The following is a 26,866-nucleotide window of genomic DNA, read 5'->3' as shown; positions in this document are numbered from 1 at the left end:
AACCCCCGCGCGTCCTAACTCAGTCGCATGATCCCGATGCACCGCACGATCGATATTGAGGCCCTGTGCGCTGAGAAGGGTCTGCGCATCACCGAACAGCGCAAGACCATCGCTCGCATCATCTCGGAATCCGAGGATCATCCGGACGTCGAGACGCTTCATGCCCGCGCCTCCTCCATAGATCCCAAGATTTCCATTGCCACCGTGTACCGGACGGTTCGCCTGTTCGAGGAAGCCGGGATCCTCGAGCGGCACGAGTTCGGCGATGGTCGCGCCCGCTACGAAGCGGTGACCGACGACCACCACGATCACCTGATCGACGTCGAAAGCGGTACGGTGATCGAGTTCCACGACGAAGAACTCGAAGCATTGAAGAAGCGGGTCGCGGAGAAGCTCGGCTACCGCCTCGTCGATCACCGGATGGAGCTCTACGGCGTCGCTCTCGACCGCCACCGCTGAGCGCCGGCCCTCGCTGCTCCTGCAGGTCCTGCGGGTAGAGCTGCTGGTTCTTTGGCTGCTGGTCTGCGCTCCGCTCCACCTTGTCAGCAAGACGCTGGGTCGCTCCCGATGGCCCCGCCGCTTCCTCGCCGGGGTTTGCCGGATCGCTGGCATTCGCGTCCGCACGGTCGGCAGCCCGGTGGCGCCGTACACGCTGCTCGTGTCCAATCATGTCAGCTGGCTGGACATTCCGGCCCTCGCCTCCGCCACCGGCTGCGCGTTCGTCTCCAAGGACGAGCTTGCCGGCCACCCCGTCATGCGCTGGCTGTGCATCCAGAACGCCACCGTCTTCGTGAAACGATCCAACCGCCGCGGGATCGGGGATCAGGCCGCGGCGATGATCGATGCGCTCCGCAGCGGCAGGCCGCTCACCCTGTTTCCGGAAGGCACGGTCGGCGATGGGGGCAGGCTTCTGCCCTTCCGACCTTCGCTGCTCTCGGCCGTCGCACCGCCCCCCTCTGGGATCGCAGTTCGCCCGGTCGCCATTGATTACGGACAAAGCGCCCCGGATTTCGGCTGGACCCAAGGCGAGAATGGCAAGGCGAACTTCCTCAAGATCATGGGGCGGCGCGGCTCGGCGGAGGTGATTGTCAGGCTGCTGGAGCCGCTGCCGCCCTCGACGGATCGCAAACAGCTCGCCCGGGCCGCTCACGACGCCATCGCCGCCGCTCTCGCGCCTAGCGGCGTCGCGCCGGCTGCCGTATAGGGCGGCCTTCATGACCTCTCCCAACACCTTCCGAATCAAGTCTTTCGGCTGCCAGATGAATGTCTACGACGGCGAGCGCATGGCCGAGCTGCTCGGCGCCGAGGGCATGCGCCCCGCCTCCGACGGCGAGGATGCCGACCTGGTCGTCCTCAACACCTGCCATATCCGGGAAAAAGCAGCGGAAAAGGCCTATTCCGACGTCGGCCGCCTTCGCCGCGAGGATGGCAGCAAGCCGCTGATCGCGCTGGCCGGTTGCGTTGCCCAGGCCGAGGGTGAGGAAGCGCGGCGACGGTCCAAGCTGATCGACATGGTGGTCGGCCCGCAGGCCTACCACCGCCTGCCCAAGATGATCGCCGCCGCCACTGCCGGCCGCCCGAGCGTCGACACGGACATGCCTGCCGCCACCAAGTTCGGCGCCCTCCCCCGCCGGCGCCGCTCCGGCCCGAGCGCCTTCCTGTCCGTGCAGGAAGGCTGCGACAAGTTCTGCACCTATTGCGTGGTGCCCTACACCCGTGGAGCAGAGATCAGCCGGCCATTCGCCGACATCGCCGCCGAAGCGGAGCAGCTGGTCGAAGGCGGCGCACGCGAGATCACCCTGCTCGGCCAGAACGTCAACGCCTGGGAAGAGGGCGGCCGCGACCTCGCCAGCCTGATCCGCCATCTCGCCGGCGTCGGCGGGCTGGAGCGGATCCGCTACACGACAAGTCACCCGGTCAACATGGGCGAGGCGCTGATCGCCGCCCATGCCGACGTGCCGGAACTGATGCCCTACCTCCACCTTCCGGTACAGTCCGGGTCCGACGCGATCCTCCACGCCATGAACCGCAGCCACACGGCCGACAGCTACCTCCGGATCATCGAGCGAGTTCGTGCCGCGCGGCCGGATATCGCGATTTCGGGCGACTTCATCGTCGGCTTCCCCGGCGAGGCGGAGGCCGACTTCGAAAGGACGCTGCAAATCGTCGACGAAGTGCGTTACGCGTCTGCATTCAGCTTCAAATATTCGCCCCGGCCGGGAACGCCGGCGGCTACGATGGAGAGCCAGATACCCCAGCCCGTCATGGACGAACGGCTTCAGCGCCTGCAGGCGCGGATCGCCGAGCACAGCACCGCCTTCAACCGGGCGACGATCGGCAAGACCGTTCCGGTCCTGGTCGAAAAGCCTGGCCGCCGCCCGGGCCAGATGATCGGCAAGTCGCCGTGGCTGCAATCGGTGTTCGTCACCACCGACGCGCCCGTTGGCTCGATGATCGAAGTGGCGATCACCGAAGCGCTGCCCAACAGCCTGGGCGGCGTGATCGCCCGCGCCGAGGCCGCCTGATGGGCAAGCGCGACATGGTCGCCGCCCCCCTCCCAGAGCGCGCCCGGCTGGAGCTGGAGTTCGACCAGCCCTACCTCCTCGGTCCGCTGTTCGGGGAGTATGACCGTCACCTCGTTGCGATCGAGGACCGGCTCGGCGTAAACATCGCCGCGCGCGGCAACCGCGTGCAGATCGAGGGCGAGCCGGACAGCGCCGCTCGCGCCCGTGACGTGCTGATGGGGCTCTACAGTCGCCTCGACCAGGGGCACGACGTGGACATGGCCGAGGTCGAGAGCGTCATGGGCATGGCCGCTCAGCGCCGTCTCGACGGGATCATCGCCGACACCGCCTCGGCACCCCCGCAGGTGATGATCCGCACGCGCAAGAAAACCATCGTGCCGCGCTCGCTGGTGCAGGGCAGCTACATGGAAGCGCTCGCCCGCGACGACATGATCTTCGCCCTCGGCCCAGCAGGCACCGGCAAGACCTATCTCGCCGTGGCGCAGGCCGTGGCGATGCTGATCGGCGGCCAGGTCGATCGGCTGATCCTGTCGCGCCCCGCGGTGGAGGCCGGCGAACGGCTCGGCTTCCTGCCTGGCGACATGAAGGAGAAGGTCGATCCCTACCTTCGCCCGCTCTACGACGCCCTGTACGACATGCTCCCGACCGAGCAGGTCGAACGGCGGATCGCCAGCGGAGAGATCGAGATCGCGCCGATCGCCTTCATGCGCGGCCGGACGCTCAATGACGCCTTCATCATCCTCGACGAGGCACAGAACACCACGCCGGCGCAGATGAAGATGTTCCTCACTCGCTTCGGCATGCGAGCCCGAATGGTGATCTGCGGCGACCCCAACCAGGTCGACCTTCCCGACCCCTCCAAGTCAGGCCTCCACGACGCGGTATCGAGGCTGGAGAACGTCAAGGGCATCGCCACCGTCCGCTTCAGCTCGGCCGACGTGGTCCGCCATCCATTGGTCGGCCGGATCGTCGATGCCTATGAGGGTCCGGGCCGATGATGCTCGAAGTCGCCATCGACGCCGATGGGGAGTGGGACAGTAGCACCGGGTGGGAGCAGCTCGCCGAAGCTGCTGCCCGCGCCGCCATCGCCGAAAGTCGCTTCCCGGCCCTCGCCGAGGGCGAGCGCCCCGTCGAGATCTCAGTCCGCCTGACCGGCGACGAAGAAGTGCGCCAGCTCAACGCCGAGTGGCGCGACAAGGACAAGCCGACCAACGTGCTGTCCTTCCCGCTGGTCGAGCCTGAAGAGCTGACCTCTTCCGCACAGGATGGGCCCGAGCTGATGCTCGGCGACATCGTCCTTGCCCGCGGCGTCTGCGTCCGCGAAGCCGAGGACAAGGCGATCCCGCTCGCCGACCATGCCGCGCACCTGCTGGTCCACGGGACGCTGCATCTGCTCGGCTATGACCACGGTGACGACGCGGACGCGGGGGACATGGAAGCGCGCGAAGTGCGGGCGCTGGCACGGCTCGGCATCCGCAATCCCTATGAGGAGGCCGCCTGATGGCCACCTCCCCCGACAGCGGGTCGCGGCTGTGGCGTGGAATGCGCCACTTGTTGTTCGGCGATGATTCCGAACTGACCTTGCGCGACCAGATCGAGGAAGCGATCGACGAGGCCGAGGACAACCGGCCAGTCGCCGGCGACCTCTCCCCGCTCGAGCGGCAGATGCTCCGCAATCTGCTTCACTTCGGCGACCGAACCGCGGGTGAAGTGGCGGTGACCCGGGGCGAGATCATCGCCGTGCCGCAGACCATCAGCTTCGAGGAACTGGTCAAGGCGTTCGCCGACGCGGGCCACAGCCGCCTGCCGGTCTACGCCGACAGCCTGGATGAAGTGATCGGCATGGTCCACATCAAGGACGTCTTCATGGCCTTTGTCGATCCGGCGAAGGACCGGACCGTTGCCGGCTTGCTGCGCGACCCACTGTTCGTGCCCGAGTCCATGGGTGTGCTCGACCTGCTCGCCAGGATGCGGACCCAGCGCGTGCACCTCGCCATCGTGGTCGACGAATTCGGCGGCACGGAAGGGCTGGTCACGATCGAGGACGTGGTCGAGGAAATCGTCGGCGAGATCGAGGACGAGCATGACGAAGAGGCCGAGGGCATGCTGGTCATGCTCGACGAAGGCTTGTGGGAAGCCGACGCGCGGCTGGAACTCGACGATCTGGCCAAGGAAGTCGACGCCCGACTGATCGCGGAGGATGACGAGGTCGACACCCTTGGCGGCCTCGCCTTCATGCTCGCCGAACGAATCCTCCAGCCCGGTGAATCCGTCGAGCATCCCAGCGGCTGGCGGCTGGAGTCGGTGGATGCGGACGCCCGCAAGATGCTCCGGCTGCGGCTGCATGCGCCTGAAAGCGCCGCGCCGGTTGAGGCCTGAACACACCGCTCCGATGAAGATGCTGTCCTACACCGCCGTCCTTGACGCATAGCGCTTGCCATGTCGCTCGCTGACCATCCCGACCATGTGTCCCGTGCCCAGGATCCGGTTGTCACTTTCCCGGAAAACCGGGCTCGTTACCGTGAACATTGTGAACATTCGCCCACCCTCCTGACGTCATTCGGGCTCGCGCTGGTCGCGGGAACTCTGTCCGCTTTCGCCTTCCAGCCGGTGGGCCTGTGGCCGCTGATGCCGCTTGCCTTTGCCGGCCTGTGCGAACTGGTCGGCCGCGCGCCTTCCATGAAGCGCGCGCTTCTGGTTGGCTGGAGCTTCGGGGTCGGCCAGTTCGTCCTCGGCCTCAACTGGATCGCGACCGCCTTCACCTACCAGGCGGCGATGCCGGCCTGGTTGGGTCGGGTCGCCGTGGTGCTCCTCTCGCTCTACCTGGCGGTCTATCCGATGCTCGCCGTCGGCTTGGCCTGGCGGTTCGGGCAGGCGAGCCGGCTGGCGCTGGTCCTGGCACTGGCGGGTGGCTGGGCGGTGACCGAGTATCTGCGCGCGACCATCTTCACGGGCTTTTCGTGGAATCCGGTCGGCGTTGCCTTCGCCGATACGCCTTGGCTGAACGCGATCAGGTTCATCGGAACGTTCGGGCTGTCCGTGACTGTCGTGCTCGTCGGCGGATCGCTTTGGCTGCTCGCCCGCCGCTCTTGGCGCACCGGTGGAACGCTGCTCGCGCTGCTGCTTGTGCTTCTTGCCCTACCTCCGGCCGAAGAGCACCATCGGCTGACCAACTTCGGCCCGGGATCAGCGGCTCCCCGCTTGTCCAGCCCGGCAATCCGCATCGTTCAGCCGAACATCGGCCAGGAGGACAAATGGCGTGAGGGGCTTGCCGACGAAGCCTTTACCCGCCTCGCCAACCTGTCCTCCGGCGGAGCACCGCCGCCGCGCCTGCTCTTCTGGCCGGAAGTCGCGGTTCCGGAGCCATTCCAGATCCTCGACCAGCAGGAGCGGCCCCTGCCCTATCTGCTCCCGGCCATCCCTCGGGCAGTCCGCTCCGTGCGCTCCGGCGATGTGCTCCTGACCGGAGCTTTTGCGCTGATCGCCGACGATCAGGACAAGATCGTCGGCAACACCAACAGCGTGTTCGGCCTTGACGCGGCTGGCCGCGTGCTGGGCCGCTACGACAAGGCGCACCTCGTCCCATACGGCGAATATTTGCCCATGCGCCCGCTGTTGTCGGCAATCGGCTTGTCGCAGCTCGCGCCAGGCCAAGGGGACACCATCTACGGTCCGGGCCCGCGCACCCTGGAGCTCGGCGCCTTTGGCCGTGCGGGCATTCAGGTCTGCTACGAAATCATCTTCTCCGGGGAAGTCGTCGACCGCCGCAACCGACCGGATTTCATCTTCAACCCGTCGAACGACGCCTGGTTCGGCGCATGGGGCCCGCCGCAACACCTTGCCCAGGCGCGCCTGCGCGCTGCTGAAGAGGGCCTGCCGGTGGTCCGCTCCACCCCGACGGGGATCAGCGCGCTGGTCGATGCGCGTGGGCAGCTGCTGCATTCGATCCCGTGGCGCACTGCCGGCGTGATCGACTCAACCCTGCCACCGCCGGCTGATCCGACACTCTTCTCGCGGACCGGCAATTGGCTACCGATGCTGCTTGCCGTGCTTCTTCTGCTTTCGGCGGTTGTGGTGGACGGACAGCGTCGCTACAGGCGGACATAAGGACTTCTTTATATCCTTATATCCCGGTTCGCCGGCCAACCCGTAGGACGACACGCACACCCATGCGCCAGAACTATCTCTTCACCTCCGAATCCGTTTCCGAAGGCCATCCCGACAAGGTCGCGGATCAGATCAGCGACGCCATTGTCGACCTGTTCCTGGCCAAGGACCCGGAAGCGCGCGTTGCATGCGAGACGCTCGTCACCACCCAGCGAATCGTCGTCGGCGGCGAAATTCGCTGCAAGGGTGCCTTCGACAACGAACAGTTCGCCGACACCCACGGCTGGGCGCCCGGAGTGCGTGACGAGATCGAGCAGGTAGTCCGGCACACCGTGCAGCGCATCGGCTACGAGCAGAATGGCTTCCACTGGCAGACCGCCAGCTTCGAAAACCACCTGCACGGCCAGTCGGCGCACATCGCGCAGGGCGTGGACGCGACCGGCAACAAGGACGAAGGCGCGGGCGACCAGGGCATCATGTTCGGCTACGCCACCGACGAGACCCCCGACTTTCTGCCGGCGACGCTCTACTACAGCCACAAGATCCTTGAACGGATGGCCGCTGACCGCCACTCGGGGGCCGCTCCCTTTCTGGAGCCGGATGCCAAGAGCCAGGTGACCCTGCGCTATGAGAACGGAAAGCCAGTCGCTGCGACCACCGTCGTGGTCTCCACACAGCACGCCAAGGGCTACCATGAGGGCGCCGAAGAAGCGCAGCTCAAGGACTATGTGAAGCAGGTCGTCGCGGACGTCCTTCCGGCCGAACTGCTGTCCGACGAGACCGTCTACCACATCAACCCGACCGGCGCGTTCGAGATCGGCGGCCCGGACGGCGACGCGGGCCTGACCGGGCGCAAGATCATCGTCGACACCTACGGCGGCGCTGCTCCGCACGGCGGCGGTGCGTTCAGCGGCAAGGATCCGACCAAGGTCGACCGCTCCGCTGCCTATGCGGCTCGCTACCTTGCCAAGAACATCGTCGCGGCTGGCCTCGCCAAGCGCTGCACCATCCAGCTGAGCTACGCCATCGGCGTGCCCGAGCCGCTGTCGCTCTATGTCGACACCCACGGCACCGGCACGGTAGGCGACGACCAGCTGGAAGCGGCGATCGGCCGCATCGAAAAGCTCGGTCGCCTCACCCCGCGCGGCATCCGGACCCACCTCGGCCTCAACAAGCCGATCTACGGCCCGACGGCCGCCTACGGCCACTTCGGCCGCAAGGCGGAAGGCGACCTGTTCCCGTGGGAGAAGACCGACCTGGTCGATGACCTGAAGGCGGCTCTGGCGGTCTAGCTTTCGCGGCAGCGGACCCAGCGCCGCTGCCCACCCCGCCACACGGAGCCGTCGAACAGGAAGCCATTCCGACGGACCTTGAGCCGCAATTCGTGGCGCAGCAGCTGCGGATCGTAGAGATCGACCCTGATCTCCGGATCCTCGATCCAGCTCTGCGCCACCACGACCGGCAGGCGACGTCCGGCGATGACCAGCTGCGGGTGCATGACGCTCGGGCGTGCGCCGAACACCAGACTGAGCTCCAGCAGCGGTCCGCTGGCGGTGCGGCAGGTCATCCCCTGTGTGGCCGCAGCCGGAGTGGCGGCAACCAGCGCAAGCGGCCCGGCGACGAACATGAGCTTGTGCATGGCGTGCGATCCTGCACCGCGCTTGCTGAACCTTGGCTGCAACGACTAGGCCGCACCGCATGACCGCGCACAAACCTGGCGATCCGACAACCATCAACCGGCTCTACGGCCGCTCCAGCGGACACAAGCTGCGCAAGGGGCAGCAAGACCTGGTTGACCGCCTGCTGCCGCAAATCGCGGTCCCGCCCGAGGGTGACATCACAGCCCGCGCCCTGTTCGGCGAGGATCGGCCGCTGCACTTCGAGGTCGGGTTCGGCTCGGGCGAGCACCTCGCGTACCGCGCCGACCTCCTGCCGGATCACGGCTTCATCGGTGCCGAACCCTTCCTCAACGGCGTCGCCACCGCGCTCGGCCACATCCGTGACCAGCACCTGGGCAATGTCCGGCTGCACATGGGCGATGCGCTGGAGGTGCTGCGGCGCGTACCCGACGGCGCGCTGACGATGCTGTATCTGCTGCACCCTGACCCCTGGCCCAAGGCTCGCCATTCCAAGCGGCGCATGGCCAACGACGGCCCGATCGACCTGTTCGCGGCCAAGCTGAAGCCCGGCGGCGATCTCCGCATTGCCACCGACCACCCCGTCTATCTCGAATGGACGCTGACGGTGATGCAGCGCCACGTCCACCAGTTCGAGTGGCTGGCCGAGAAGCCGAGCGACTTTCTCGAACCCTCCGGCGGCTGGATTGAAACCCGTTACGGCGCCAAGTCCCGCCGCGAGGGCCGCCGTCCCTACTATCTGCGTTACAGGCGAACCGCGGCAACCTGACGCCGTGCGAGCCGTTGAGCCGGCGATGATCCGCGCTCTCCTGGCTGCCTCCCTGCTCGTGCTGCCCTCCGCCGCCGTCGCTTGCCAGTGCGACGACCCCGCCGACCTCAGCGCCGCCCAGCGTGAGGAACGGGCACTCTTCTACGCCGGCCGCAGCCTCATTTTGGCGGAGGTCGAACGCATCGATAGAGGCACAACGCTGTTCGAGCCGCTGCGCTACCGAGTTATCAGGCCGCTGAGCGGAGCAGTGCCAAAGGTCGAAATCCTGATCTATCCGCGTCTGACCCAACTCCCGGACGGAAGTTGGATCGGATCACCCGGCAACAGCTGCGAATATTTCGGGACCAGAGGCGTCCGGAAGGTCATGGCGTTCACCTCCGGACGGCCGCCGAATGAACCCGCACTGTGCAGCGCCTTTGCCCGTGCGAACGACAGCGGCCTCATGCCCGCCAGCATGTGTGTCCAATACTTTCTCGACGATCCGGAGATGGTTAGGCGAATTCTTGAGATTCAGGCCGGCGTCAGCCGAAGCAGCCGCCCTCCATCCTCCAGCAGGTAGACCTCACCGCCAGGCCCCTGCTCGACCTCGCGGATGCGCTCGCCCATGTCCCATCGGTCGCCCTTTCTTGCTGCCGCCCCGTTCACGTCGACCCGGATCAGCGCCTGGCCTGACAGCGCACCCATCAGGATGTCGCCCTTCCATTGCGGGAACAGGTCCCCCGAATAGATGATCATCCCGGCCGGCGAGATCGACGGGGTCCACCAGACCTTTGGCTCCTCGAAGCCGCGGCTGCGGTGCTCGTCGGGGATGGGCGCGCCGTCGTAGTGGCTCCCGTAAGAGGCCCGCGGCCAGCCGTAGTTCCTGCCGCGTTCGATGAGGTTGACCTCGTCGCCGCCCCTCGGGCCCATCTCGTTCGCCCACAGCCGTCCGTCCGCCGTAAAGGCCAGGCCCAAAACGTTGCGGTGGCCCAGCGTGTGGAACGCACCGCCGATCCGCTGGCCTTCGGCGGTCATATGGATGATCTTGCCGAGGTCGCTGCTGCGATCCTGCGCCGGCGCCATCTTCTGCCGATCGCCGGACGAGACGAACATGCTCCCGTCCGGCGCAAAGGCGATCCGGTGGGAGAAATGGCCGTCCCCCGAAACCTTGGGCTGCTGCCGCCAAATCACCCGGAAGTCACGCAGCGCGGGGCGTTCGCGGTTGCGCAGGTCGAGCGTGCCATAGCCGACCGCCGCTCCGCTGGTGCCACCTCGGCCAGCCTCGACGAAGCTCAGGTAGACGCGGTGGTTCACCACGAACTCCGGATGCACCACGACATCGCCAAGGCCGCCCTGCCCCGCCACCTTGACCGGCGGAACACCGCCGACCGGCCACCTGCGTCCGGTCCTGCTGTCCACCAGCCAGAGCCGCCCTGCCTTCTCGCTGACCAATGCGAGGTCGAGCAACGGACGGCCGCTGCCGGTCAGGAACGCCATCGCCCACGGGGTGTCGAACCGCGCAACGTCCACGACGGCGAAGGGCCGATCTGCCGGCCGCGCTGCCTGCCGGCCCTGTTCGGCCGCGTTGCTGCGGGACTCGCCGGCGGAGCAGGCGGCGAGAACGCAAAGTGCGGCAGCGGCTTGAAACGGCTTGAACGTCATCCAACATCCCTCTGTGAACGCAGTCGCTGGCGCTGCACCGAGGAAACAGTTTTGCGGGCCATTTCGCTCCAGTCGCTCGCAACCGCGGTCGCGCCGCATCCGCTGTCCCAAGGCGACGCCAAGGACACTGCGCGCAGGCTGTTCGCAGGCAAGCCCGCCCTGTTCGACCGTTTGCAGGGCGTGTTCGACAACGCAGGGGTCGATCGACGGCAGACGGTTGCCCCATTGAACTGGTACGCCGGAGACCACGGCTGGACCTCTCGCAACCGGCTTTACCTTGAGGCGGCCGAGGCGCTGTTCCTGGACGCAGCGAGGCGCGCAATCGATCAGGCCGGTCTGTGTCCTGCCGACATCGACGGAGTGGTTTCAGTTTCTACCACCGGCATCGCCACTCCGTCGCTGGAGGCGCGAGCCGGGCCGAAGCTGGGCCTGCGCCCCGACATCCAGCGTGTGCCCCTGTTCGGGCTCGGCTGCGCCGGCGGGGTAAGCGGGCTTGCCACCGCCGCTCGCCTGGCCGCCGCGGAGCCTGGCAGCCGCTGGCTTTTTGTCACTGTGGAGACCTGCTCCATTTCGATCCGCCTGGACAGCGACGATCCCGCCTCCCTTGTGGCGACGGCGTTGTTCGGGGACGGGGCTGCGGCAGCCGTGGTCGGCGACGAAGGTCCTGGCCTGGCCACGATCTCCGCATCGGCCGAGCGGCAATGGCCTGACACCCTCGGGATCATGGGCTGGCGGGTGGAGGATCCTGGCTTTGCCGTGGTGTTCGACCGAGCCATCCCGCCGTTCGTCACCGCGGAACTCGCCGGCGCCGTCGCGGAGATGGAGCGGACCTTCGGCGTGACCCGCGGCGAAATCGGCCGCTTCTGCTGCCACCCGGGCGGCGCAAAGGTAGTCGAGGCGATCGAGACCGCTCTCGTCCTGAACCCCGGCAGCCTCGACCTCGAGCGATCGGTGCTGCGCGAGCATGGGAACATGAGCGCGCCGACCGTGCTGTTCGTGCTTCGCGCGCTGATCGACCGCGGATTGCCGGCGAAGACGCTGATGACAGCATTCGGCCCCGGCTTCACCTGTGCCGGCATGCTGCTGGAGCGGCCCGCCTGATGTGGCCGGCCATCGCGATCCTTGCGTTCGTTACACTGCAGCGCCTGGCCGAGCTGGCGCTGGCGCGGAGCAACACGGCGCGCCTGCTCGCCGCCGGAGCGCGTGAGTTCGCCCCGGGCCATTATCCGCTGATCGTCGGGGTCCATGCATCCTGGCTCACGGCCTTATGGTGGCTCGCTCCGGGACGACCGATCCACTGGCCGCTGCTGGCATTGTTCGCGCTCCTTCAGCTTGGGCGTATCTGGGTGATCCGGACGCTTGGCCCACGCTGGACAACTCGGATCATCGTCCTGCCGGGCGCGCCGCTGGTCACAGGCGGACCGTTCCGCTTCGTCTCGCATCCGAATTATCTGGTGGTTATCGGCGAAATCGCCGTGCTGCCGCTGGTGTTCGGCCTGTGGCAGGTGGCGGCGGTCTTCACGCTGCTGAACGCGGCTGTCCTGTTCGTCCGCATACGGGCGGAGAATGCCGCGCTGGCGGGACCCGCCTCCGCTCGCTAGACCGGCGCATGATCCGAGCCTTCCTTGCGCCCGCAGTCGCGCTCCTCGCCGGCTGCGCAACCACTCCGCAGCAAGCACCCGGCGACCGGTTCTTCGACCGGCTGACCGCCCTGTGCGGCAAGGCGTTCGAGGGCAGGATCGTCAGTCCGTCCGTCCCGGCCGACCAGGCGTTCGCGGGCAAGCGGCTGGTAATGCACGTCCGCGAATGCTCGGCCGGCGCGATCCGCATTCCCTTCCATGTGGGCGAGGACCGCTCACGGACCTGGGTCATCACGCGCCAAGGGCGCGCCCTGCGCCTCAAGCACGATCATCGCCACGCCGACGGCAGCGAAGACCGAGTGACGCAATATGGCGGCGACTCCGCCGGTGCCGGCAGCGTGCAGCGTCAGACCTTTCCGGCCGACGCGTTCACCAAGGCGCTGCTTGTGCGCGAGGGCAACCGTACAGGCGTGGACAATGTCTGGGCCGTGGAAGTGCAACCCGAGCGGACCTTCGCCTACGAGCTGCGCCGGCCCAACCGCTTCTTTCGCGTCGAGTTCGACCTGACGAGGTCCGTTTCCGCACCGCCGCCGCCATGGGGCGCACGGTAGCCGCAAAGCGTCTCGATCGTGCTTGCCTGCCACTCGCCTTCCGCCTATATGGCGGCCTCCTCTCGACATCGCTGATGCTCCTGAGGCCGCCCGGGGTTCCGGTGCGGCGCGAGGGGACATGGATTTTCGAAGGACGAGGATGGACCAGAGCGCGCTGACTGCACTGATCGAACCCGAGGCCAAGGCGCTCGGCTTCGACCTCGTGCGCGTCGCGATGATCGGCGGCACGTCCGACCCGACGTTGCAGGTGATGGCCGAGCGTCCGGATACGCGCCAGCTCGACCTGGCGGATTGCGAGACCCTGTCACGCCGGATTTCGGAGAAGCTGGACGCGCTCGAGGCGGAGGGCCGCGACCCGATCGAGGGTGGCTATCGGCTCGAAGTTTCCTCGCCCGGCATTGACCGTCCGCTGACCCGCCTTGCCGACTATCGCGATTGGGCCGGGCATGAGGCCCGCCTCAAGCTTGGTGAAGTGGTGGATGGAGCCAAGCAGGTGTCGGGCACGATCGAAGGCATCGAGGGCGAGACCGTCCGCATCGCCTCGCCCAAGGGGGTTCGTGAAATTCCGTTCACTGCCATTCACTCGGCCAAGCTGCTGCTGACCGACAAGCTCATCAACGCCACCGCGCCCATCAGCACCGAAGGCGCCGATACTTTTCAGACGCAAGAGGACTAGAAGACATGGCCACCACCGCTGCTTCCGGCGCGCCCGCAGCACCGACCGCCAACAGGGCTGAGCTGCTTGCCATCGCCGACAGCGTCGCGCGCGAAAAGCTGATCGATCGCGGAATCGTGATCGAGGCGATGGAGGACGCGATCCAGCGCGCCGCCCGCGCCCGTTACGGTGCCGAGAACGACATCCGCGCCAAGCTCGACGGCGAAACCGGCGACCTGCGTCTGTGGCGGGTGCTGGAAGTGACCGAAGAGGTTGACGATCACTTCAAGCAGGTCGACGTCAGGGGCGCGCAGAAGCTGCAGCCGGGCGCGTCGGTGGGCGACTTCATCGTCGATCCGCTGCCCCCGATCGAGTTCGGCCGGATCGCCGCCCAGGCCGCCAAGCAGGTCATCTTCCAGAAGGTCCGCGACGCCGAGCGCGAGCGGCAGCATGAAGAGTTCAAGGATCGGGTCGGCGAGGTCATCACCGGCGTCGTCAAGCGCGTGGAATTCGGCCACGTCGTCGTGGACCTCGGCCGCGCAGAGGGCGTGATCCGCCGCGATGCGCAGATCCCGCGCGAGATGGTCCGAGTCGGCGACCGTGTGCGCTCGTTGATCCTCAAGGTCGCCCGCGAGACGCGCGGTCCGCAGATTTTCCTGTCCCGTGCGCACCCCGACTTCATGAAGAAGCTGTTCGCGCAGGAAGTGCCGGAAATCTACGACGGCATCATCGAGATCAAAGCCGCTGCGCGCGATCCGGGCAGCCGCGCCAAGATCGGCGTCATCAGCCACGACAGCTCCATCGATCCGGTCGGCGCCTGCGTCGGCATGAAGGGCAGCCGCGTCCAGGCCGTCGTGCAGGAACTGCAGGGCGAGAAGATCGACATCATCCCGTGGAGCGAGGACACCGCGACCTTCGTCGTCAACGCGCTCCAGCCGGCGACCGTCAGCCGGGTCGTCATCGACGAGGAGGAAAGTCGGATCGAGGTGGTGGTCCCCGACGACCAGCTTAGCCTCGCCATCGGCCGGCGCGGGCAGAACGTCCGCCTCGCCTCGCAGCTGACCAATTCGCAGATCGACATCCTCACCGAAGCCGACGCCAGCGAGAAGCGCCAGCGCGAGTTCGTCGAGCGCTCGACCATGTTCCAGGAGGAGCTGGACGTCGACGAGACGCTGGCCCAGCTGCTCGTCGCCGAGGGCTTCACCACCCTGGAAGAGGTCGCATACGTCGAAGCCGACGAGATCGCTTCCATTGAGGGCCTGGACGAGGATATCGCGTCTGAATTGCAGAGCCGTGCGGGCGAAGCCCTTGAACGCCGCGAAGCCGCTGCTCGCGAAGAGCGCCGCGGTTTGGGCGTCGAAGATGCACTGGCCGAGCTTCCACACCTGACGGAAGCCATGCTGGTGACGCTCGGCAAGGCGGGGATCCGCACCCTGGACGACCTGGCCGACCTCGCCACCGACGAGCTGGTGCAGAAGAAGCGCCCCGAGCCGCGCCGCCGCGCGGAGAATGCGCCGCAGCGCGCCGAGGACAAGGGCGGCGTACTTGCGGAGTACGGTCTGACCGACGAGCAGGGCAACGAGATCATCATGGCCGCCCGTGCGCATTGGTTCGAGGACGAGCCTGCCGGCGACGAGCCGCAATCGCAGGAGGACGCGGTTGCGGAAAACGGGCAATGACACGGTAGAAGACCGTGCCCCGGCGAAGGGCACCCATCGAGATACCACTTCGATGGGACCCAAGGCGGGGGTCCAGTCCAGCAGGAAAGAGGCTGGGCTCCCGCCCTCGCGGGAGCACAGCCAGCCCGAACGGACCTGTGTCCTAACCCGCGCGCATGGTTCGCGGGACGAGCTGATCCGTCTTGCGCTCGGCCCGGACGGGCAGGTCCTGCCCGACGTGCGCGCCAAGGCGCCCGGCCGCGGGGCGTGGATCGGCGTGTCTCGTTCCCAGCTCGATGCCGCCAACGCCAAGGGCAAGCTGAAGGCGGCATTGTCCCGGGCCTTCAAGACGGGCGAACTTTCGCTCCCGTCGGAGCTGGGCGCCCTGATCGAGGCCGCGCTCAGCCGCGACGCGCTCGACCGGCTCGGCATGGAGGCCCGCTCGGGGACCCTGATCAACGGCGCCGATCGGGTCGATACGGCGGCCCGCTCAGGCAAGGTCCACCTGCTCCTCCATGCCGCGGACGCGGGCGAGGACGGCCGCCGAAAGCTGGACCAGGCTTGGCGGATGGGTGGGGCCGAGGAGCGCGGCCATCGCCACGGTCTGGTAATCCCCGCGCCACGCACCATGTTGAGCATGGCCCTCGGGCGCGAAAATGTGGTACATGTGGCCCTGACCGATCGCGCTGCCGCGACGCGCGTTGCCCGCGCGCTCGCCCGGTGGCGCGCTTTCATTGATCCCGATGGTGGGTTAGGGCGCAGCGACGCTGCCCCGGCTGCTGCCTCGACTGACGAACCGAACGAAGGAACCAAATGAGCGACCAGACCGACAAGCCGAAGCTGGGCACCCGGCCGCCGCTGGGCATCAAGCGCACGGTTGAGACCGGAAAGGTGAAGCAGAGCTTCAGCCACGGCCGCTCGAACACGGTCGTGGTCGAGGTGAAGAAGCGCCGCATCCTGGGCAAGCCGGGCGAGGCACCCGCCCCCGCTGCCGAAGCGCCGGCGCCCGCACCCGTCGAGGCGCCCGCGCCCCAGCCGGCGCGCGCTGCTCCCGCCGCTCCCCAGCGCCGCTCGCCGGTCGACGATCTTGCCGCCCGCCGCGAGGAAACGGCTCGCCGGATGCGCGAGGCCGAGGAAGCGCGCATGACCGCGCTGGAAGACGCTCGGCGGCGCGAGGAGCAGGCCAAGGTCAACTCCACCGAAGACGAGAAGCGTCGGGCCGAAGATAATCGCAAGGCCGAGGAAGAGGCCGCACGCCAGGCCGAGGCCGATGCCAAGCGCCGGATCGAGGCTGAAGCCGAGGCCGCTCGCCAGGCTGATGCACCGGCAGAAGAGCCACAGCCGGCAACGGCGCCGTCCGCTCCGACAGGACAGCAGTTCACGCCGGTTCGCCGAGCGCCTCCGCCCGCCGCTCCGCCGCGCCGCCCGGAGCCGGCTCGCCCGGCGCGCGGCCGCGGCGACGACCGCCGTCACTCAGGCAAGTTGACCGTCAGCCGTGCGCTGGCCGGTGGCGACGACAGTCGCTCCAGGAGCCTCGCCGCGCTGAAGCGCGCTCGTGAAAAGGAAAAGCGCGCCCACCAGTCGCAGGGTCCCTCGGCCAAGCAGTATCGCGATGTCGACGTTCCCGAAGCGATTACCGTGCAGGAACTCGCCAAGCGCATGGGCGAGCGCGGCGCCGACCTCGTCAAATCGCTGTTCAAGATGGGCACGCCTGTCACGATTACCGAGACGATCGACCAGGATACGGCCGAACTGCTGATCGAGGAGTTCGGTCACCGCATCAATCGCGTGTCCGAGTCCGACGTGGACATCCAGACGGAAACCGACGTCGATGCTGCCGAAACGCTGCAACCGCGGCCGCCGGTGGTCACGATCATGGGTCACGTCGACCACGGCAAGACGTCGCTGCTCGACGCCCTCCGTGGCGCCAACGTCGTGTCGGGCGAAGCCGGCGGAATTACGCAGCACATCGGCGCGTATCAGGTGAAGGTGCCGTCGGGCGACCGCATCACCTTCCTCGACACGCCAGGCCACGAGGCCTTTACCGAGATGCGCGCCCGCGGCGCCCACGTGACGGACATCGTGGTCCTGGTGGTTGCGGCCGATGACGGCCTCAAGCCGCAGACGATCGAAGCGATCAATCACACCAAGGCGGCCGGCGTGCCGATGATCGTGGCGATCAACAAGATCGACAAGCCGGGGGCCAACCCGCAGAAAGTTCGCGAAGAGCTGCTCCAGCACGAGATCATCGTCGAGGCGATGGGCGGCGACGTTCAGGACGTGGAGGTTTCCGCCAAGGAAAAGACCAACCTCGAAGGGCTGCTCGAAGCGATCAACCTCCAGGCCGAAATCCTGGAGCTGAAGGCCAATCCCGACCGTGCCGCCGAAGCCACTGTGATCGAGGCCAAGCTCGACAAGGGCCGCGGTCCGCTTGCGACCGTGCTGGTCCAGCGCGGTACGCTCAAGGTCGGCGACATCTTCGTCGTCGGCGCAGCGTCAGGCAAGGTCCGCGCGATGATCGACGATCATGGCCGCCAGGTGAAGGAGGCCGGACCCTCGTTCCCGGTTGAGGTGCTCGGCCTCAGCGCCGTGCCGTCGGCAGGCGACCAGTTCACGGTGGTCGAGAATGACGCCCGTGCCCGCGAAGTCGCGGCCTACCGCCAGGGCGTGCTCGATCGCAAGCGGACCACCGCGGCTCCGATGAGCCTGGAAAACATGTTCGCCAACCGGGCATCGACCACCATCGAGTTCCCGCTGGTCATCAAGGCCGACGTGCAGGGCTCGGCCGAAGCGATCGTCAACGCGCTTAATCGCCTGTCGACCGACGAGATCAAGGTCCGTGTGCTCCATTCTGGCGTGGGTGCGATCACCGAAAGCGACGTGACGCTCGCAAGCTCGACCGGAGCGCCGATCATTGGCTTCAATGTCCGTCCGAACGCCAAGGCGCGCGAAGTCGGCGAGCGCAACAAGGTCGAGTTCCGCTACTACGACGTCATCTATCACCTGACCGACTGGGCTAAGGGTGCGATGGCTGGCGAGCTCGGTCCGGAGATCATCGAGACCGTGGTCGGCCGCGCCCGTGTCCAGGAGGTGTTTCCGGCCGGCAAGCGTGACAAGGCCGCTGGCCTGCTGGTGCTCGAAGGAGTCATCCGCAAGGGCCTCAACGCCCGCCTCACCCGCGAGGATGTCATCGTCTCCAAGACCACCATCGCCTCGCTGCGCCGGTTCAAGGATGACGTGGCGCAGGTGGTGGCCGGTCTCGAGTGCGGCGTGCTGCTGGCGGACACGAACGACATCAAGGCAGGCGACAGCCTCGAAGTGTTCGAGGTCGAGGAACGCGCGCGGACGCTTTAAACGTCTCCCCCTCCCGCTTGAGGGAGGGGGTTGGGGGGTGGGCCCCATCCAAGTTGAGGCTGGTCGTGCCCACCCCCGACCCCTCCCGCAAGCGGGAGGGGAGTTATGCGCAAGACCGAAACCACCGAAGGCCGCTCCGTTCGCCTGCTCCGCGTGGGCGAGCAGGTGCGCCATATCCTCAGCGATGTCCTCCAGCGCGGCGACGTGCATGACGAAACGCTGCAGAGCCATCTGGTCAGCGTGACCGAAGTGCGCATGTCCCCCGACCTGCGCCACGCGACCGTGTTCGTGAAGCCGCTGCTCGGCCAGGACGAGGAGGCGGTGCTGAAGGCGCTGCGCACCAACACCGCCTACCTCCAGCGGGAGGTCGCCACCCGGGTGCGGATGAAATATGCCGCCAGGCTCAAGTTCATCGCCGACGAGAGTTTCGACGAGGGCACCCATATCGACGCGCTGCTCCGCTCCGAGCACGTCGCGCAGGACCTGACCGGCGAGGAATGACGGCGCTGAGCGAGGCAATGACGGGCGAGGGCTGCCGCGCCGAGCCGTTCACCGATGATCATCGCGACGCGCTGCGCAGCGCTTGCGCCGAGGACCGCGACATCTGGGCGATCTACTCGACTCCGTTCGATCCGGACCATTTCGACGCGAGCATCGACAAGCTCCGGCTGAACCCGGCCAACCGCACCTTCGTCCTCTTTGACGGCGAAGAGCCGGCCGGCATGTCCAGCTTCCTCGGCATCGATCCCGAGCGGCAGGTGCTGGAGATCGGTGGAACCTACTACCGCCCGCACCTGCGCGGCACCGGGTTCAACCGCCGGGTAAAGGCGATGATGCTGGAGCGCGCCTTCGCCTGCGGCATTCGCCGGGTCGAGTTCCGGGTCGATCGCCGCAACCTGCGCTCGCAGGCCGCGATGAAAAAGCTCGGCGCAGTCCGCGAGGGCCTGCTTCGGCAGGATCGGATCACCTGGACCGGGCACGTCCGCGACACCGTGCTGTTCGCCATTCTCCGCGACGAGTGGCCTGTCGCCAGCGCTTCGGCTACCCCTGCACGATGATCGCCAGGCTGCTGCTCCCCTTGCTTGTGCTGACCGCCGTTGGCCCCACCGCCGCCGCCGCCTCCGTTACCGTGAAGCAGGGCGAAACGTGGATCTTCGCGGTCGAGCGCGGACAGCCGGTTCGCGCCCGCAGGGTGCAGCCCAACGCCGCCGCCAAGGCAGGCGAGATCAAGGCCTCGCTCCGCACGATGCTTGGCACCAACCTCACGATCAGCAGCCAGGGCAAGGTCGCCTACACCTATCGCGCCGAACTGCTCGACCGCAGCGGCCGCGCCACCGCCACGCGCGCCAGCACCCTCCCGGCCGGCGGCAAGCCGACCTTTGAATATTGGCGCGAAGCTGCCGTGGCCGTCCGGCTGAGCGACTTCAAAGCCGCCACCACGGACGGCAGCTGCCCGTAGCGCGATGGCCAAACTGTATTTCTACTATGCGGCGATGAACGCGGGGAAATCGACCACCCTGCTGCAGGCCGACTTCAACTATCGCGAGCGCGGCATGGAGACGATGCTGTGGACCGCCGCGCATGACGATCGCGCGGGCAGCGGGATCATCGGCTCGCGGCTCGGCCTGTCAGTGCCGGCCAACGCCTACCAGCCGGACACCGACCTCTTTGCCAGCGTCGAAGCCGAGCTGAAGCGACGGGCACTGCACTGCGTGCTGATCGACGAGGCCCAGTTCCTGACCCGCGGCCATGTGCTGCAGCTGAGCCGGCTGTGCGACCAACTCGACCTGCCGGTGCTGTGCTACGGGCTCCGCACCGACTTCCTTGGCAACCTCTTCCCCGGCAGCGCCGCATTGCTGGCACTGGCCGATTCTCTCGTCGAGCTGAAGGCCGTGTGCGAATGCGGGCGCAAGGCGACGATGAACCTGCGGGTCGATGCGCAAGGCCACGCCGTTACCGGTGGCGAGCAGACCGAGATCGGCGGCAATGACCGCTATATCGCCCTATGCCGCCGCCACTTCTTCGTTCGGTTGCGCGAAACCGAGGCACGCCAGCTCAGCCTGGCGCTCGCGCGCTAGCCTTCGTCGTCCTCCTCTTCGTCGAAGCTCGCCGAGGCATAGTTCCACCACAGCAGCGCGCTTCCTCCGGACGCCGCAACCCTGGTGAGTGCCGCCCCCAGCAGCAAAGTCGCCGGTTCGCGGCTGACCCAGATGAAGAACAGCCCGGCGCCCAGAGTGGCGGCGGTGAACAGGATGAAACCGGGCCGATGTCGCGGAATGTAGCGCGAGATCTTGTGGTCGATGCGCACTTCCCGGCCGGTCCGAGCAGCAACGCTTCCGAGCGGTCCCAGCACCGCGCCCAGCATGCTCTTGCCGATGCGGTAGGTAAGGCGCCGCCGCGCGGTGGATTCGGTCTGGCCCGCGACTTCGGCGAAGGTGAGCGGCTCCTCCACCGTCTCAACCGTCTGCCGTCGCGGCGGCGCGATCAGCAGCGCGGTCAGCAGCCCTCCCCATTCGCGTAGGCCGAACGCCAGCGCCGCGGCCCACCACGGCAGGCCGAGCAGCAGGACGATAGCGGTGCCGATCGCTCCGGTCAGTGCCGCTCCGAAGCGCCAGGGGGCGACGCGCTCCCGCTTGATGACGGACACACTCAAAGGATGGCGCGCCGGGATCCCCAGGGTCAGGATGACCATCATTGCCGCGGCCACCGTATAGCCGCGCCACTCCAACAGGCCGGCAGTCAGTAGGATGATCAGCACGGACGCAGCCAGGCCGACCAGCTCGATCCGGATCGCGGTGCGCCGCGATGCCCTGAACACCTCGTCCGCGGCCCAGATCCGCGCCTTCAGCACGGGGTTCAGTTCCATGGTGCAGAGCGCCCGCGCGCCCTGCGCCAGGGTATTGGCCGCAAGCAGTCGCACCGCATCCGCATGGCCGACGGCGAGCCCGATCATCACCCAGGCTGCCACGGACAGCGCCAGCGGCAGGTATTCGCGGACGGTCAGCCGCTTCAGCAGCGGAGGAACGGTCACCCGCTTAGCATCGATCTCGGGTTCCCGCACGGCATTCCCCAGGGCGGCGCTGCCGCTTCGCCAGCGGATATGGCCGTGGCCGCTTGCCCTGTCCACCGAGGCGCGGCGGGTGCTTGGACGGACCGGAAGGCTTTTCAGCCGTTTAAGCGGACGCTAGGACGGCGCGGCAACTGCCCGTCGGGCTGTGTAACTCACCGCGGCGTCGCGGCGCGCTGCCCATCGCTCGCGCTTGCGCCGCAAGCTTTTCAGGATTTCCTCAGATGCAGCCGGAGCCAATGATTTGCGTGCTTGTCGGTTCATGGCCGCGCACTTCGACGACCTTCATCGCGCAGGAACTGGTCGGCCTCGAGCGGGAGGGGCTGAGGCTGTGGGTCGCGTCGCTGAAGCATGGCGAGCCGACGCGCCACGCGCTTCATGACGAGCTCACGGCGGAGGTGCACTATCTCCCTTTCCTCCCGGTCAACGATCCCGCCCGTTTCCTCCGCGCCCTGCGGAAGATGCGCGGCACTCCGGGCTACAAGCGGGCCCGCGATCTGTTCCGGGCGGAAGCTCCATGGGGCAGGTATGGACGCCGGCTGCGCCTATTCGCTCAGGCGGTGGTGCTGGCGGCAGAAATGCCGCCAGAGTGCCGGCTGATCTACGTCCACTTCATTCATAAGCCCGGCACCGTCGCTCGTTATGTGGCCGCGATGACCGGCCTGCCGCTCGCCGCCAGCGCCCATGCGCGGGACATCTGGACCACCCCCGACCTGGAAAAGCGCGACAAGCTGGCGTCGATGCGGTGGGTCACCACCTGCAACGGCCCGGCGGTCGACGACCTGCAGCGCCACACCGACGATCCCGACAAGATCAAGCTGATCTATCACGGCCTCTCGCTGCGCCGTTTCCCGGAGGATGCGCCCGCCCGGCCGCCGCGCGACGGGAGCGACCCAGCCGATCCGATCCGCCTACTGTCGGTGGGCCGGGCCGTGGAGAAGAAGGGCTTCGACGTGCTGATCGACGTGCTCGCCCGCCTGCCGTCCGATCTGCATTGGCGCTTCGACCATATCGGCGGCGGCAAGCTGCTCCCGGAGCTGAAGGCGCGCGCCGAAAAGCTCGGCCTCAACGATCGCCTCCGCTGGCACGGCCCGCAGACGCAGGCGACGGTGATCGAATATTATCGCAGCAGCGACCTGTTCGTCTTCCCTGCGCGGGAGGCTGACGATGGGGACAAGGATGGGCTGCCGAACGTCCTGATGGAAGCGCAGAGCCAGGCCCTGCCCTGCCTTTCCACCCAGTTCACCGCCATCCCCGAACTCATCCGCAGCGGCGAAACCGGCATGCTGGTCCAGCCCGGCGACCGCGACGGGCTGCTGACCGCGCTCCAGGAGTTGATCCGCTCGCCGCAGCTTCGCAGTCGACTTGGGACGGCGGGCTTCGAACGGGTTCGCAGCGCCTTCCAGGCCGAGGAAGGCATCCACCAGATTGCCGACCTGCTCCGCGCCGAGTTGCAGTGACCGCTGCCCCGCTCACCGGCTGGCTGGTGATCGACAAGCCGCTGGGCATGGGATCGACAACGGTCGTGTCGGCGGTGAAGCGGATCCTGCGCCAGGCTGGCGTGCCCAAAACCCGGATCGGCCATGGCGGAACCCTCGATCCGCTAGCCACCGGCGTGCTTCCGATCGCGCTCGGCGAGGCAACCAAGCTCGCCGGCCGGATGCTGGAGGCGAGGAAGGCCTACGACTTCACCATCCGTTTCGGTGAGCAGACCAGCACGCTCGACCTTGAGGGCGAGGTGGTGGCGACGAGCGACATGCGGCCTACACTGGCCGAGTTGGAGGCGATCCTTCCGCGGTTCACCGGCGAGATCGAGCAGGTCCCACCGGCATTTTCGGCGCTGAAAGTCGGCGGCAAGCGCGCCTACGATCTGGCGCGAGCGGGCGAAGAGGTTCAGCTGAAATCGCGGCGCGTGACGGTCTTCAAACTTCTCCCCCTTGGCGTAGAGGCGCGAAGCGCCGGAGGTGTGAGCGATGATCCCTCTGTCAGCTGTGCTGACATCTCCACCGCGGGGGAGAAGCTGACTGAGGTCACCCTCTCCGCCACCGTCTCCAAGGGCACCTACATCCGTTCCCTCGCGGGCGACATCGCCCTGGCGCTCGGCACCGTCGGTCACGTCGCCATGCTCCGCCGAACGAAGGCCGGTCCGTTCACCCTCGATCAGGCGATATCGCTGGACTTTCTTGCCGAAGCGGCTAAGGGGCTGCGGCTGACGGAGACGGTTCTCCCGCTTGAAGCGGGGCTGGACGACATCCCGGCCCTCCCCGTCGCACCCGATCAGGCGCAGTTGCTTCGGCACGGACAGCGTTTGACCGGATTTCCCGTGAAACCGGGCCTGCACCTTGCCACCGACGATGGTCGTCCAGTGGCGCTGGTGGAAGCTTCGGCCGACGGCCTCCAGGTCGTCCGCGGGTTCAACATCTAGTTCAAAGGAGTCACCCGATGTCGATTACTGCGGAACGCAAGCAAGAACTGATCAAGGAACATGGCCGCGGCTCGGAGGACACCGGTTCGCCGGAAGTCCAGGTCGCCATCCTGACCGACCGCATCGTCACCCTGACCGAGCACTTCAAGACCCACGCCAAGGACAACCATTCCCGCCGCGGTCTGCTGATGATGGTCAACAAGCGGCGCTCGCTGCTCGACTATCTGAAGCGCAAGGACACACAGCGCTACACCGACCTGATCGGCAAGCTGGGCCTTCGCAAGTAACACCCCAAGGGCGCCCTCGCGGCGCCCTTTGTCTACCTGGGCTTTCTGCAATTCGGTGGAAGGTTCACGGGGCCGGAAACGAGCGCCCCAACCGCTGACAGGCCGGCTTGCCCGTCACAGCTGCCCTCGATCGCATCCGGCGACGAGGTAAAGGAACTCATATGTTTGACATCAAGACTGTAGAAATCGACCTCGGCGGAAAGACGCTGAAGCTCGAAACTGGCCGCGTTGCGCGCCAGGCCGACGGCGCCGTTCTCGCCACCATGGGCGAAACCGTGGTCCTTTGCGCCGTAACGGCCGCGAAGAACGTAAAGCCGGGGCAGGATTTCTTCCCGCTGACCGTCCACTATCAGGAAAAGTTTTCGGCCGCCGGGCGCATCCCGGGCGGCTTCTTCAAGCGTGAGCGCGGCGCGACCGAAAAGGAAACGCTGACCAGCCGCCTGATCGACCGTCCGATCCGCCCGCTGTTCCCCGAAGGCTTCTACAACGAAGTCCTCGTGATCGCGCAGGTCCTCTCCTATGATGGCGAGAACGAGCCGGACATCGTGGCGATGATCGCCGCGTCGGCTGCACTCACCATCTCCGGCGTGCCGTTCATGGGTCCGATCGGTGCTGCGCGCGTCGGCATGATCGACGGCGAGTACATCCTCAATCCGACCAACGATCAGGTCAAGGAAGGCGACCTCGACCTCGTCGTCGCGGCCACGGGCAACGCCGTGATGATGGTCGAATCCGAAGCCAAGGAACTGTCGGAAGAGCAGATGCTTGGCGCCGTCGTCTTCGCTTGGGAGGCATCGAAGAAGGTCTGCAACGCGATCATCGACCTCGCCGAGCAGGCTGCCAAGGACCCATGGGAGCTCGACCTGATCGAGGACAAGTCCGCGACGCTTGCCAAGCTGCGCGACGTCATCGGCCCCGACCTGGAAGCCGCCTACAAGCTGACCGGCAAGCAGGACCGCCAGAACGCAATCAACGAAGCCCGCACCAAGGCTCGTGACGCGTTTGCCGACCTGGAGCAGAGCGATCCGGCCCAGTATCTCGCGACGCTGAAGCTGGTGAAGAAGCTTGAAGCCGACGTGGTCCGTGGCGCCATCCTCAAGGAAGGCCGCCGCATCGACGGCCGCGACACCAAGACTGTCCGCCCGATCGAGGCAATGGTCGGCTTCCTTCCGCGCACCCACGGTTCGGCGCTGTTCACCCGCGGCGAGACGCAGGCGATCTGCACCACCACGCTGGGCACCAAGGACGCCGAGCAGATGATCGACGGTCTGGAGGGCCTCTCCTACCAGCGCTTCATGCTGCACTATAACTTCCCGCCCTACTCGGTCGGCGAAGTCGGCCGCTTCGGTGCGCCGGGCCGCCGCGAAGTCGGTCACGGCAAGCTCGCCTGGCGCGCGCTGCACCCGATGCTGCCGTCGAACGAGGAGTTCCCCTACACCATCCGCGTCCTGTCCGACATCACGGAGAGCAACGGCTCCTCGTCGATGGCCACCGTCTGCGGCGGTTCGCTGAGCATGATGGACGCGGGCGTTCCGCTGAAGCGTCCTGTGGCCGGCATCGCCATGGGCCTGATCCTGGAAGGCAAGGACTTTGCCGTGATCAGCGACATCCTGGGCGACGAGGATCACCTCGGCGACATGGACTTCAAGGTTGCCGGCACGTCCGAGGGCATCACCAGCCTGCAGATGGACATCAAGGTCGCTGGCATTACCGAGGAGATCATGACGGTCGCCCTGGCTCAGGCGAAGGAAGGCCGCGCCCACATTCTGGGTGAGATGGCCAAGGCGCTTGACTCTACCCGTGGCGAGCTGTCGGCTCACGCGCCGCGGATCGAGACCATGTCCGTTCCCAAGGACAAGATCCGGGAGATCATCGGCACCGGCGGCAAGGTGATCCGCGAGATCGTGGCAACTACCGGCGCCAAGGTCGACATCGACGACGAGGGCGTGATCAAGATCAGCTCGTCGGACGTCGCTCAGATCGAGGCGGCGCGCCAGTGGATCCACGGCATCGTCGCCGAGCCGGAGCCCGGCACGATCTACACCGGAAAGGTCGCGAGCCTCGTCGATTTCGGCGCGTTCGTCACCTTCATGCCCGGCAAGGACGGGCTGGTGCACGTGTCCGAGATCAAGAACGAGCGGGTCGAGAATGTCCGTGACGTCCTGAGCGAAGGCCAGGAGGTCAAGGTCAAGCTGCTGGAGGTCGACCAGCGCGGCAAGGTCCGCCTGTCGATGCGCGTTGTCGACCAGGAAACCGGCGCCGAGCTGGAGGACACTCGTCCGCCCCGCGAGGAGCGTCCGCGCGGTGACCGTGGTGATCGCGGCGACCGTGGCGATCGCGGTCCTCGCCGTGACGGCCGCGGCCCGCGTCGCGATGGTGGCGATCGTGGTCCCCGTGGAGACCGCGGTGATCGCGGTCCGCGCGGCGAAGGCGGCGGCGATCGCGGCCCTCGCCGCGAGCGCAGCGACCGCGACGATGGCCCGGCCCCGGAGTTCGCACCGGCGTTCCTGAACAACGGCAACGACGACTAACTCGAGATCGTGTCAGATG

At 67.1% G+C, this 26,866-nt stretch carries 28 protein-coding genes; 25 read left to right on the top strand and 3 right to left on the bottom strand.

The window, feature by feature from the left end:
- Positions 1 to 36: 36 nt before the first annotated feature.
- The 8 genes from ACFQPG_RS08080 (at position 37) to metK (ending at position 7,924) form a co-directional block, all read left to right on the top strand.
- A complete protein-coding gene (locus ACFQPG_RS08080) occupies positions 37 to 459 on the top strand; it encodes a Fur family transcriptional regulator (protein ID WP_380813088.1) in 423 nt (140 codons plus the stop codon).
- 178 nt (positions 460 to 637) lie between these two features.
- On the top strand, positions 638 to 1,204 hold the full coding sequence (locus tag ACFQPG_RS08075; protein WP_380811867.1) for a lysophospholipid acyltransferase family protein: 567 nt from the start codon (positions 638 to 640) through the stop codon (positions 1,202 to 1,204).
- A 10-nt stretch (positions 1,205 to 1,214) separates the two neighbouring features.
- Positions 1,215 to 2,525, top strand: a complete 1,311-nt coding sequence (gene miaB, locus ACFQPG_RS08070) for a tRNA (N6-isopentenyl adenosine(37)-C2)-methylthiotransferase MiaB (RefSeq protein ID WP_380811865.1) — start codon at positions 1,215 to 1,217, stop codon at positions 2,523 to 2,525.
- On the top strand, positions 2,525 to 3,523 hold the full coding sequence (locus ACFQPG_RS08065; protein ID WP_380811863.1) for a PhoH family protein: 999 nt from the start codon (positions 2,525 to 2,527) through the stop codon (positions 3,521 to 3,523). The genes miaB and ACFQPG_RS08065 overlap by 1 nt, the downstream gene beginning before the upstream one ends.
- Positions 3,523 to 4,026, top strand: coding sequence for an rRNA maturation RNase YbeY (ybeY, locus tag ACFQPG_RS08060; RefSeq protein WP_380813085.1), 504 nt, complete (start codon positions 3,523 to 3,525; stop codon positions 4,024 to 4,026). Before ACFQPG_RS08065 ends, ybeY begins: the two co-directional genes overlap by 1 nt.
- Entirely contained in the window at positions 4,026 to 4,904 is an 879-nt protein-coding gene (locus ACFQPG_RS08055; RefSeq protein WP_380811861.1) for a hemolysin family protein, read from the top strand. The genes ybeY and ACFQPG_RS08055 overlap by 1 nt, the downstream gene beginning before the upstream one ends.
- A 60-nt stretch (positions 4,905 to 4,964) precedes the next feature.
- Positions 4,965 to 6,632, top strand: a complete 1,668-nt coding sequence (gene lnt / locus ACFQPG_RS08050; RefSeq protein WP_380811859.1) for an apolipoprotein N-acyltransferase — start codon at positions 4,965 to 4,967, stop codon at positions 6,630 to 6,632.
- A gap of 62 nt (positions 6,633 to 6,694) precedes the next feature.
- The gene (metK, locus tag ACFQPG_RS08045) at positions 6,695 to 7,924 is read left to right on the top strand and encodes a methionine adenosyltransferase (protein WP_380811857.1); all 1,230 of its coding nucleotides are present in this window, start codon (positions 6,695 to 6,697) and stop codon (positions 7,922 to 7,924) included.
- On the opposite strand, the gene ACFQPG_RS08040 is transcribed toward metK, so the two are convergent.
- Complete coding sequence (locus ACFQPG_RS08040; protein ID WP_380811855.1) at positions 7,921 to 8,271, bottom strand: hypothetical protein; 351 nt, start codon at positions 8,269 to 8,271, stop codon at positions 7,921 to 7,923. The two genes, metK and ACFQPG_RS08040, sit on opposite strands and share 4 nt — an antisense overlap.
- Before the next feature lie 59 nt (positions 8,272 to 8,330).
- On the opposite strand from ACFQPG_RS08040, the gene ACFQPG_RS08035 reads away from it, so the two are divergent.
- On the top strand, positions 8,331 to 9,038 hold the full coding sequence (locus ACFQPG_RS08035) for a tRNA (guanine(46)-N(7))-methyltransferase TrmB (RefSeq protein WP_380811853.1): 708 nt from the start codon (positions 8,331 to 8,333) through the stop codon (positions 9,036 to 9,038).
- A 25-nt stretch (positions 9,039 to 9,063) separates the two neighbouring features.
- Positions 9,064 to 9,597, top strand: coding sequence for a hypothetical protein (locus tag ACFQPG_RS08030; protein ID WP_380811851.1), 534 nt, complete (start codon positions 9,064 to 9,066; stop codon positions 9,595 to 9,597).
- Here the strand turns inward: ACFQPG_RS08030 and ACFQPG_RS08025 are convergent.
- Positions 9,549 to 10,679, bottom strand: coding sequence for a PQQ-dependent sugar dehydrogenase (locus tag ACFQPG_RS08025; RefSeq protein WP_380811849.1), 1,131 nt, complete (start codon positions 10,677 to 10,679; stop codon positions 9,549 to 9,551). The two genes, ACFQPG_RS08030 and ACFQPG_RS08025, sit on opposite strands and share 49 nt — an antisense overlap.
- A gap of 51 nt (positions 10,680 to 10,730) precedes the next feature.
- Here ACFQPG_RS08025 and ACFQPG_RS08020 point away from each other — a divergent pair, with 51 nt between their 5' ends.
- The 11 genes from ACFQPG_RS08020 (at position 10,731) to ACFQPG_RS07970 (ending at position 20,615) form a co-directional block, all read left to right on the top strand.
- Positions 10,731 to 11,780, top strand: coding sequence for a type III polyketide synthase (locus tag ACFQPG_RS08020; RefSeq protein ID WP_380811847.1), 1,050 nt, complete (start codon positions 10,731 to 10,733; stop codon positions 11,778 to 11,780).
- Positions 11,780 to 12,280, top strand: coding sequence for an isoprenylcysteine carboxyl methyltransferase family protein (locus ACFQPG_RS08015; RefSeq protein ID WP_380811845.1), 501 nt, complete (start codon positions 11,780 to 11,782; stop codon positions 12,278 to 12,280). The genes ACFQPG_RS08020 and ACFQPG_RS08015 overlap by 1 nt, the downstream gene beginning before the upstream one ends.
- Positions 12,281 to 12,288: 8 nt before the next feature.
- Complete coding sequence (locus ACFQPG_RS08010) at positions 12,289 to 12,870, top strand: hypothetical protein (RefSeq protein ID WP_380811843.1); 582 nt, start codon at positions 12,289 to 12,291, stop codon at positions 12,868 to 12,870.
- Positions 12,871 to 13,009: 139 nt separating this feature from the next.
- Positions 13,010 to 13,546 (top strand): ribosome maturation protein RimP, encoded by a 537-nt coding sequence (rimP, locus tag ACFQPG_RS08005; protein WP_380811841.1) that lies wholly within the window; start codon positions 13,010 to 13,012, stop codon positions 13,544 to 13,546.
- A gap of 5 nt (positions 13,547 to 13,551) precedes the next feature.
- Positions 13,552 to 15,204: a transcription termination factor NusA gene (gene nusA / locus ACFQPG_RS08000; RefSeq protein ID WP_380811839.1), complete on the top strand. Its 1,653-nt coding sequence runs from the start codon at positions 13,552 to 13,554 to the stop codon at positions 15,202 to 15,204.
- A gap of 52 nt (positions 15,205 to 15,256) precedes the next feature.
- On the top strand, positions 15,257 to 16,000 hold the full coding sequence (locus tag ACFQPG_RS07995) for a DUF448 domain-containing protein (protein ID WP_380811837.1): 744 nt from the start codon (positions 15,257 to 15,259) through the stop codon (positions 15,998 to 16,000).
- A complete protein-coding gene (gene infB, locus ACFQPG_RS07990) occupies positions 15,997 to 18,537 on the top strand; it encodes a translation initiation factor IF-2 (RefSeq protein WP_380811835.1) in 2,541 nt (846 codons plus the stop codon). Before ACFQPG_RS07995 ends, infB begins: the two co-directional genes overlap by 4 nt.
- Before the next feature lie 105 nt (positions 18,538 to 18,642).
- Positions 18,643 to 19,038 (top strand): 30S ribosome-binding factor RbfA, encoded by a 396-nt coding sequence (rbfA, locus tag ACFQPG_RS07985; RefSeq protein ID WP_380811833.1) that lies wholly within the window; start codon positions 18,643 to 18,645, stop codon positions 19,036 to 19,038.
- Positions 19,035 to 19,595, top strand: a complete 561-nt coding sequence (locus ACFQPG_RS07980) for a GNAT family N-acetyltransferase (protein WP_380811831.1) — start codon at positions 19,035 to 19,037, stop codon at positions 19,593 to 19,595. The genes rbfA and ACFQPG_RS07980 overlap by 4 nt, the downstream gene beginning before the upstream one ends.
- On the top strand, positions 19,592 to 19,996 hold the full coding sequence (locus tag ACFQPG_RS07975; RefSeq protein ID WP_380811829.1) for a hypothetical protein: 405 nt from the start codon (positions 19,592 to 19,594) through the stop codon (positions 19,994 to 19,996). The genes ACFQPG_RS07980 and ACFQPG_RS07975 overlap by 4 nt, the downstream gene beginning before the upstream one ends.
- Positions 19,997 to 20,000: 4 nt before the next feature.
- The gene (locus ACFQPG_RS07970) at positions 20,001 to 20,615 is read left to right on the top strand and encodes a thymidine kinase (RefSeq protein WP_380811827.1); all 615 of its coding nucleotides are present in this window, start codon (positions 20,001 to 20,003) and stop codon (positions 20,613 to 20,615) included.
- Here ACFQPG_RS07970 and ACFQPG_RS07965 read toward each other — a convergent pair.
- A complete protein-coding gene (locus ACFQPG_RS07965) occupies positions 20,612 to 21,664 on the bottom strand; it encodes a hypothetical protein (protein WP_380811825.1) in 1,053 nt (350 codons plus the stop codon). The genes ACFQPG_RS07970 and ACFQPG_RS07965 overlap by 4 nt on opposite strands.
- 188 nt (positions 21,665 to 21,852) lie before the next feature.
- On the opposite strand from ACFQPG_RS07965, the gene ACFQPG_RS07960 reads away from it, so the two are divergent.
- From ACFQPG_RS07960 to pnp, 4 genes are all read left to right on the top strand, one after another.
- On the top strand, positions 21,853 to 23,064 hold the full coding sequence (locus ACFQPG_RS07960) for a glycosyltransferase family 4 protein (protein ID WP_380811823.1): 1,212 nt from the start codon (positions 21,853 to 21,855) through the stop codon (positions 23,062 to 23,064).
- 47 nt (positions 23,065 to 23,111) lie between these two features.
- Positions 23,112 to 24,029, top strand: coding sequence for a tRNA pseudouridine(55) synthase TruB (gene truB, locus ACFQPG_RS07955; protein WP_380813082.1), 918 nt, complete (start codon positions 23,112 to 23,114; stop codon positions 24,027 to 24,029).
- 17 nt (positions 24,030 to 24,046) lie between these two features.
- Complete coding sequence (gene rpsO / locus ACFQPG_RS07950) at positions 24,047 to 24,316, top strand: 30S ribosomal protein S15 (RefSeq protein ID WP_380811821.1); 270 nt, start codon at positions 24,047 to 24,049, stop codon at positions 24,314 to 24,316.
- 161 nt (positions 24,317 to 24,477) lie between these two features.
- Positions 24,478 to 26,847, top strand: coding sequence for a polyribonucleotide nucleotidyltransferase (gene pnp / locus ACFQPG_RS07945; protein WP_380811819.1), 2,370 nt, complete (start codon positions 24,478 to 24,480; stop codon positions 26,845 to 26,847).
- The last annotated feature ends 19 nt before the right edge of the window (positions 26,848 to 26,866 follow it).

The sequence above is a fragment of the Sphingomonas sp. GCM10030256 genome (assembly GCF_042666415.1).
GTDB lineage: Bacteria > Pseudomonadota > Alphaproteobacteria > Sphingomonadales > Sphingomonadaceae > Sphingomicrobium.
This window is presented reverse-complemented; position numbering and strand designations above follow the sequence as displayed.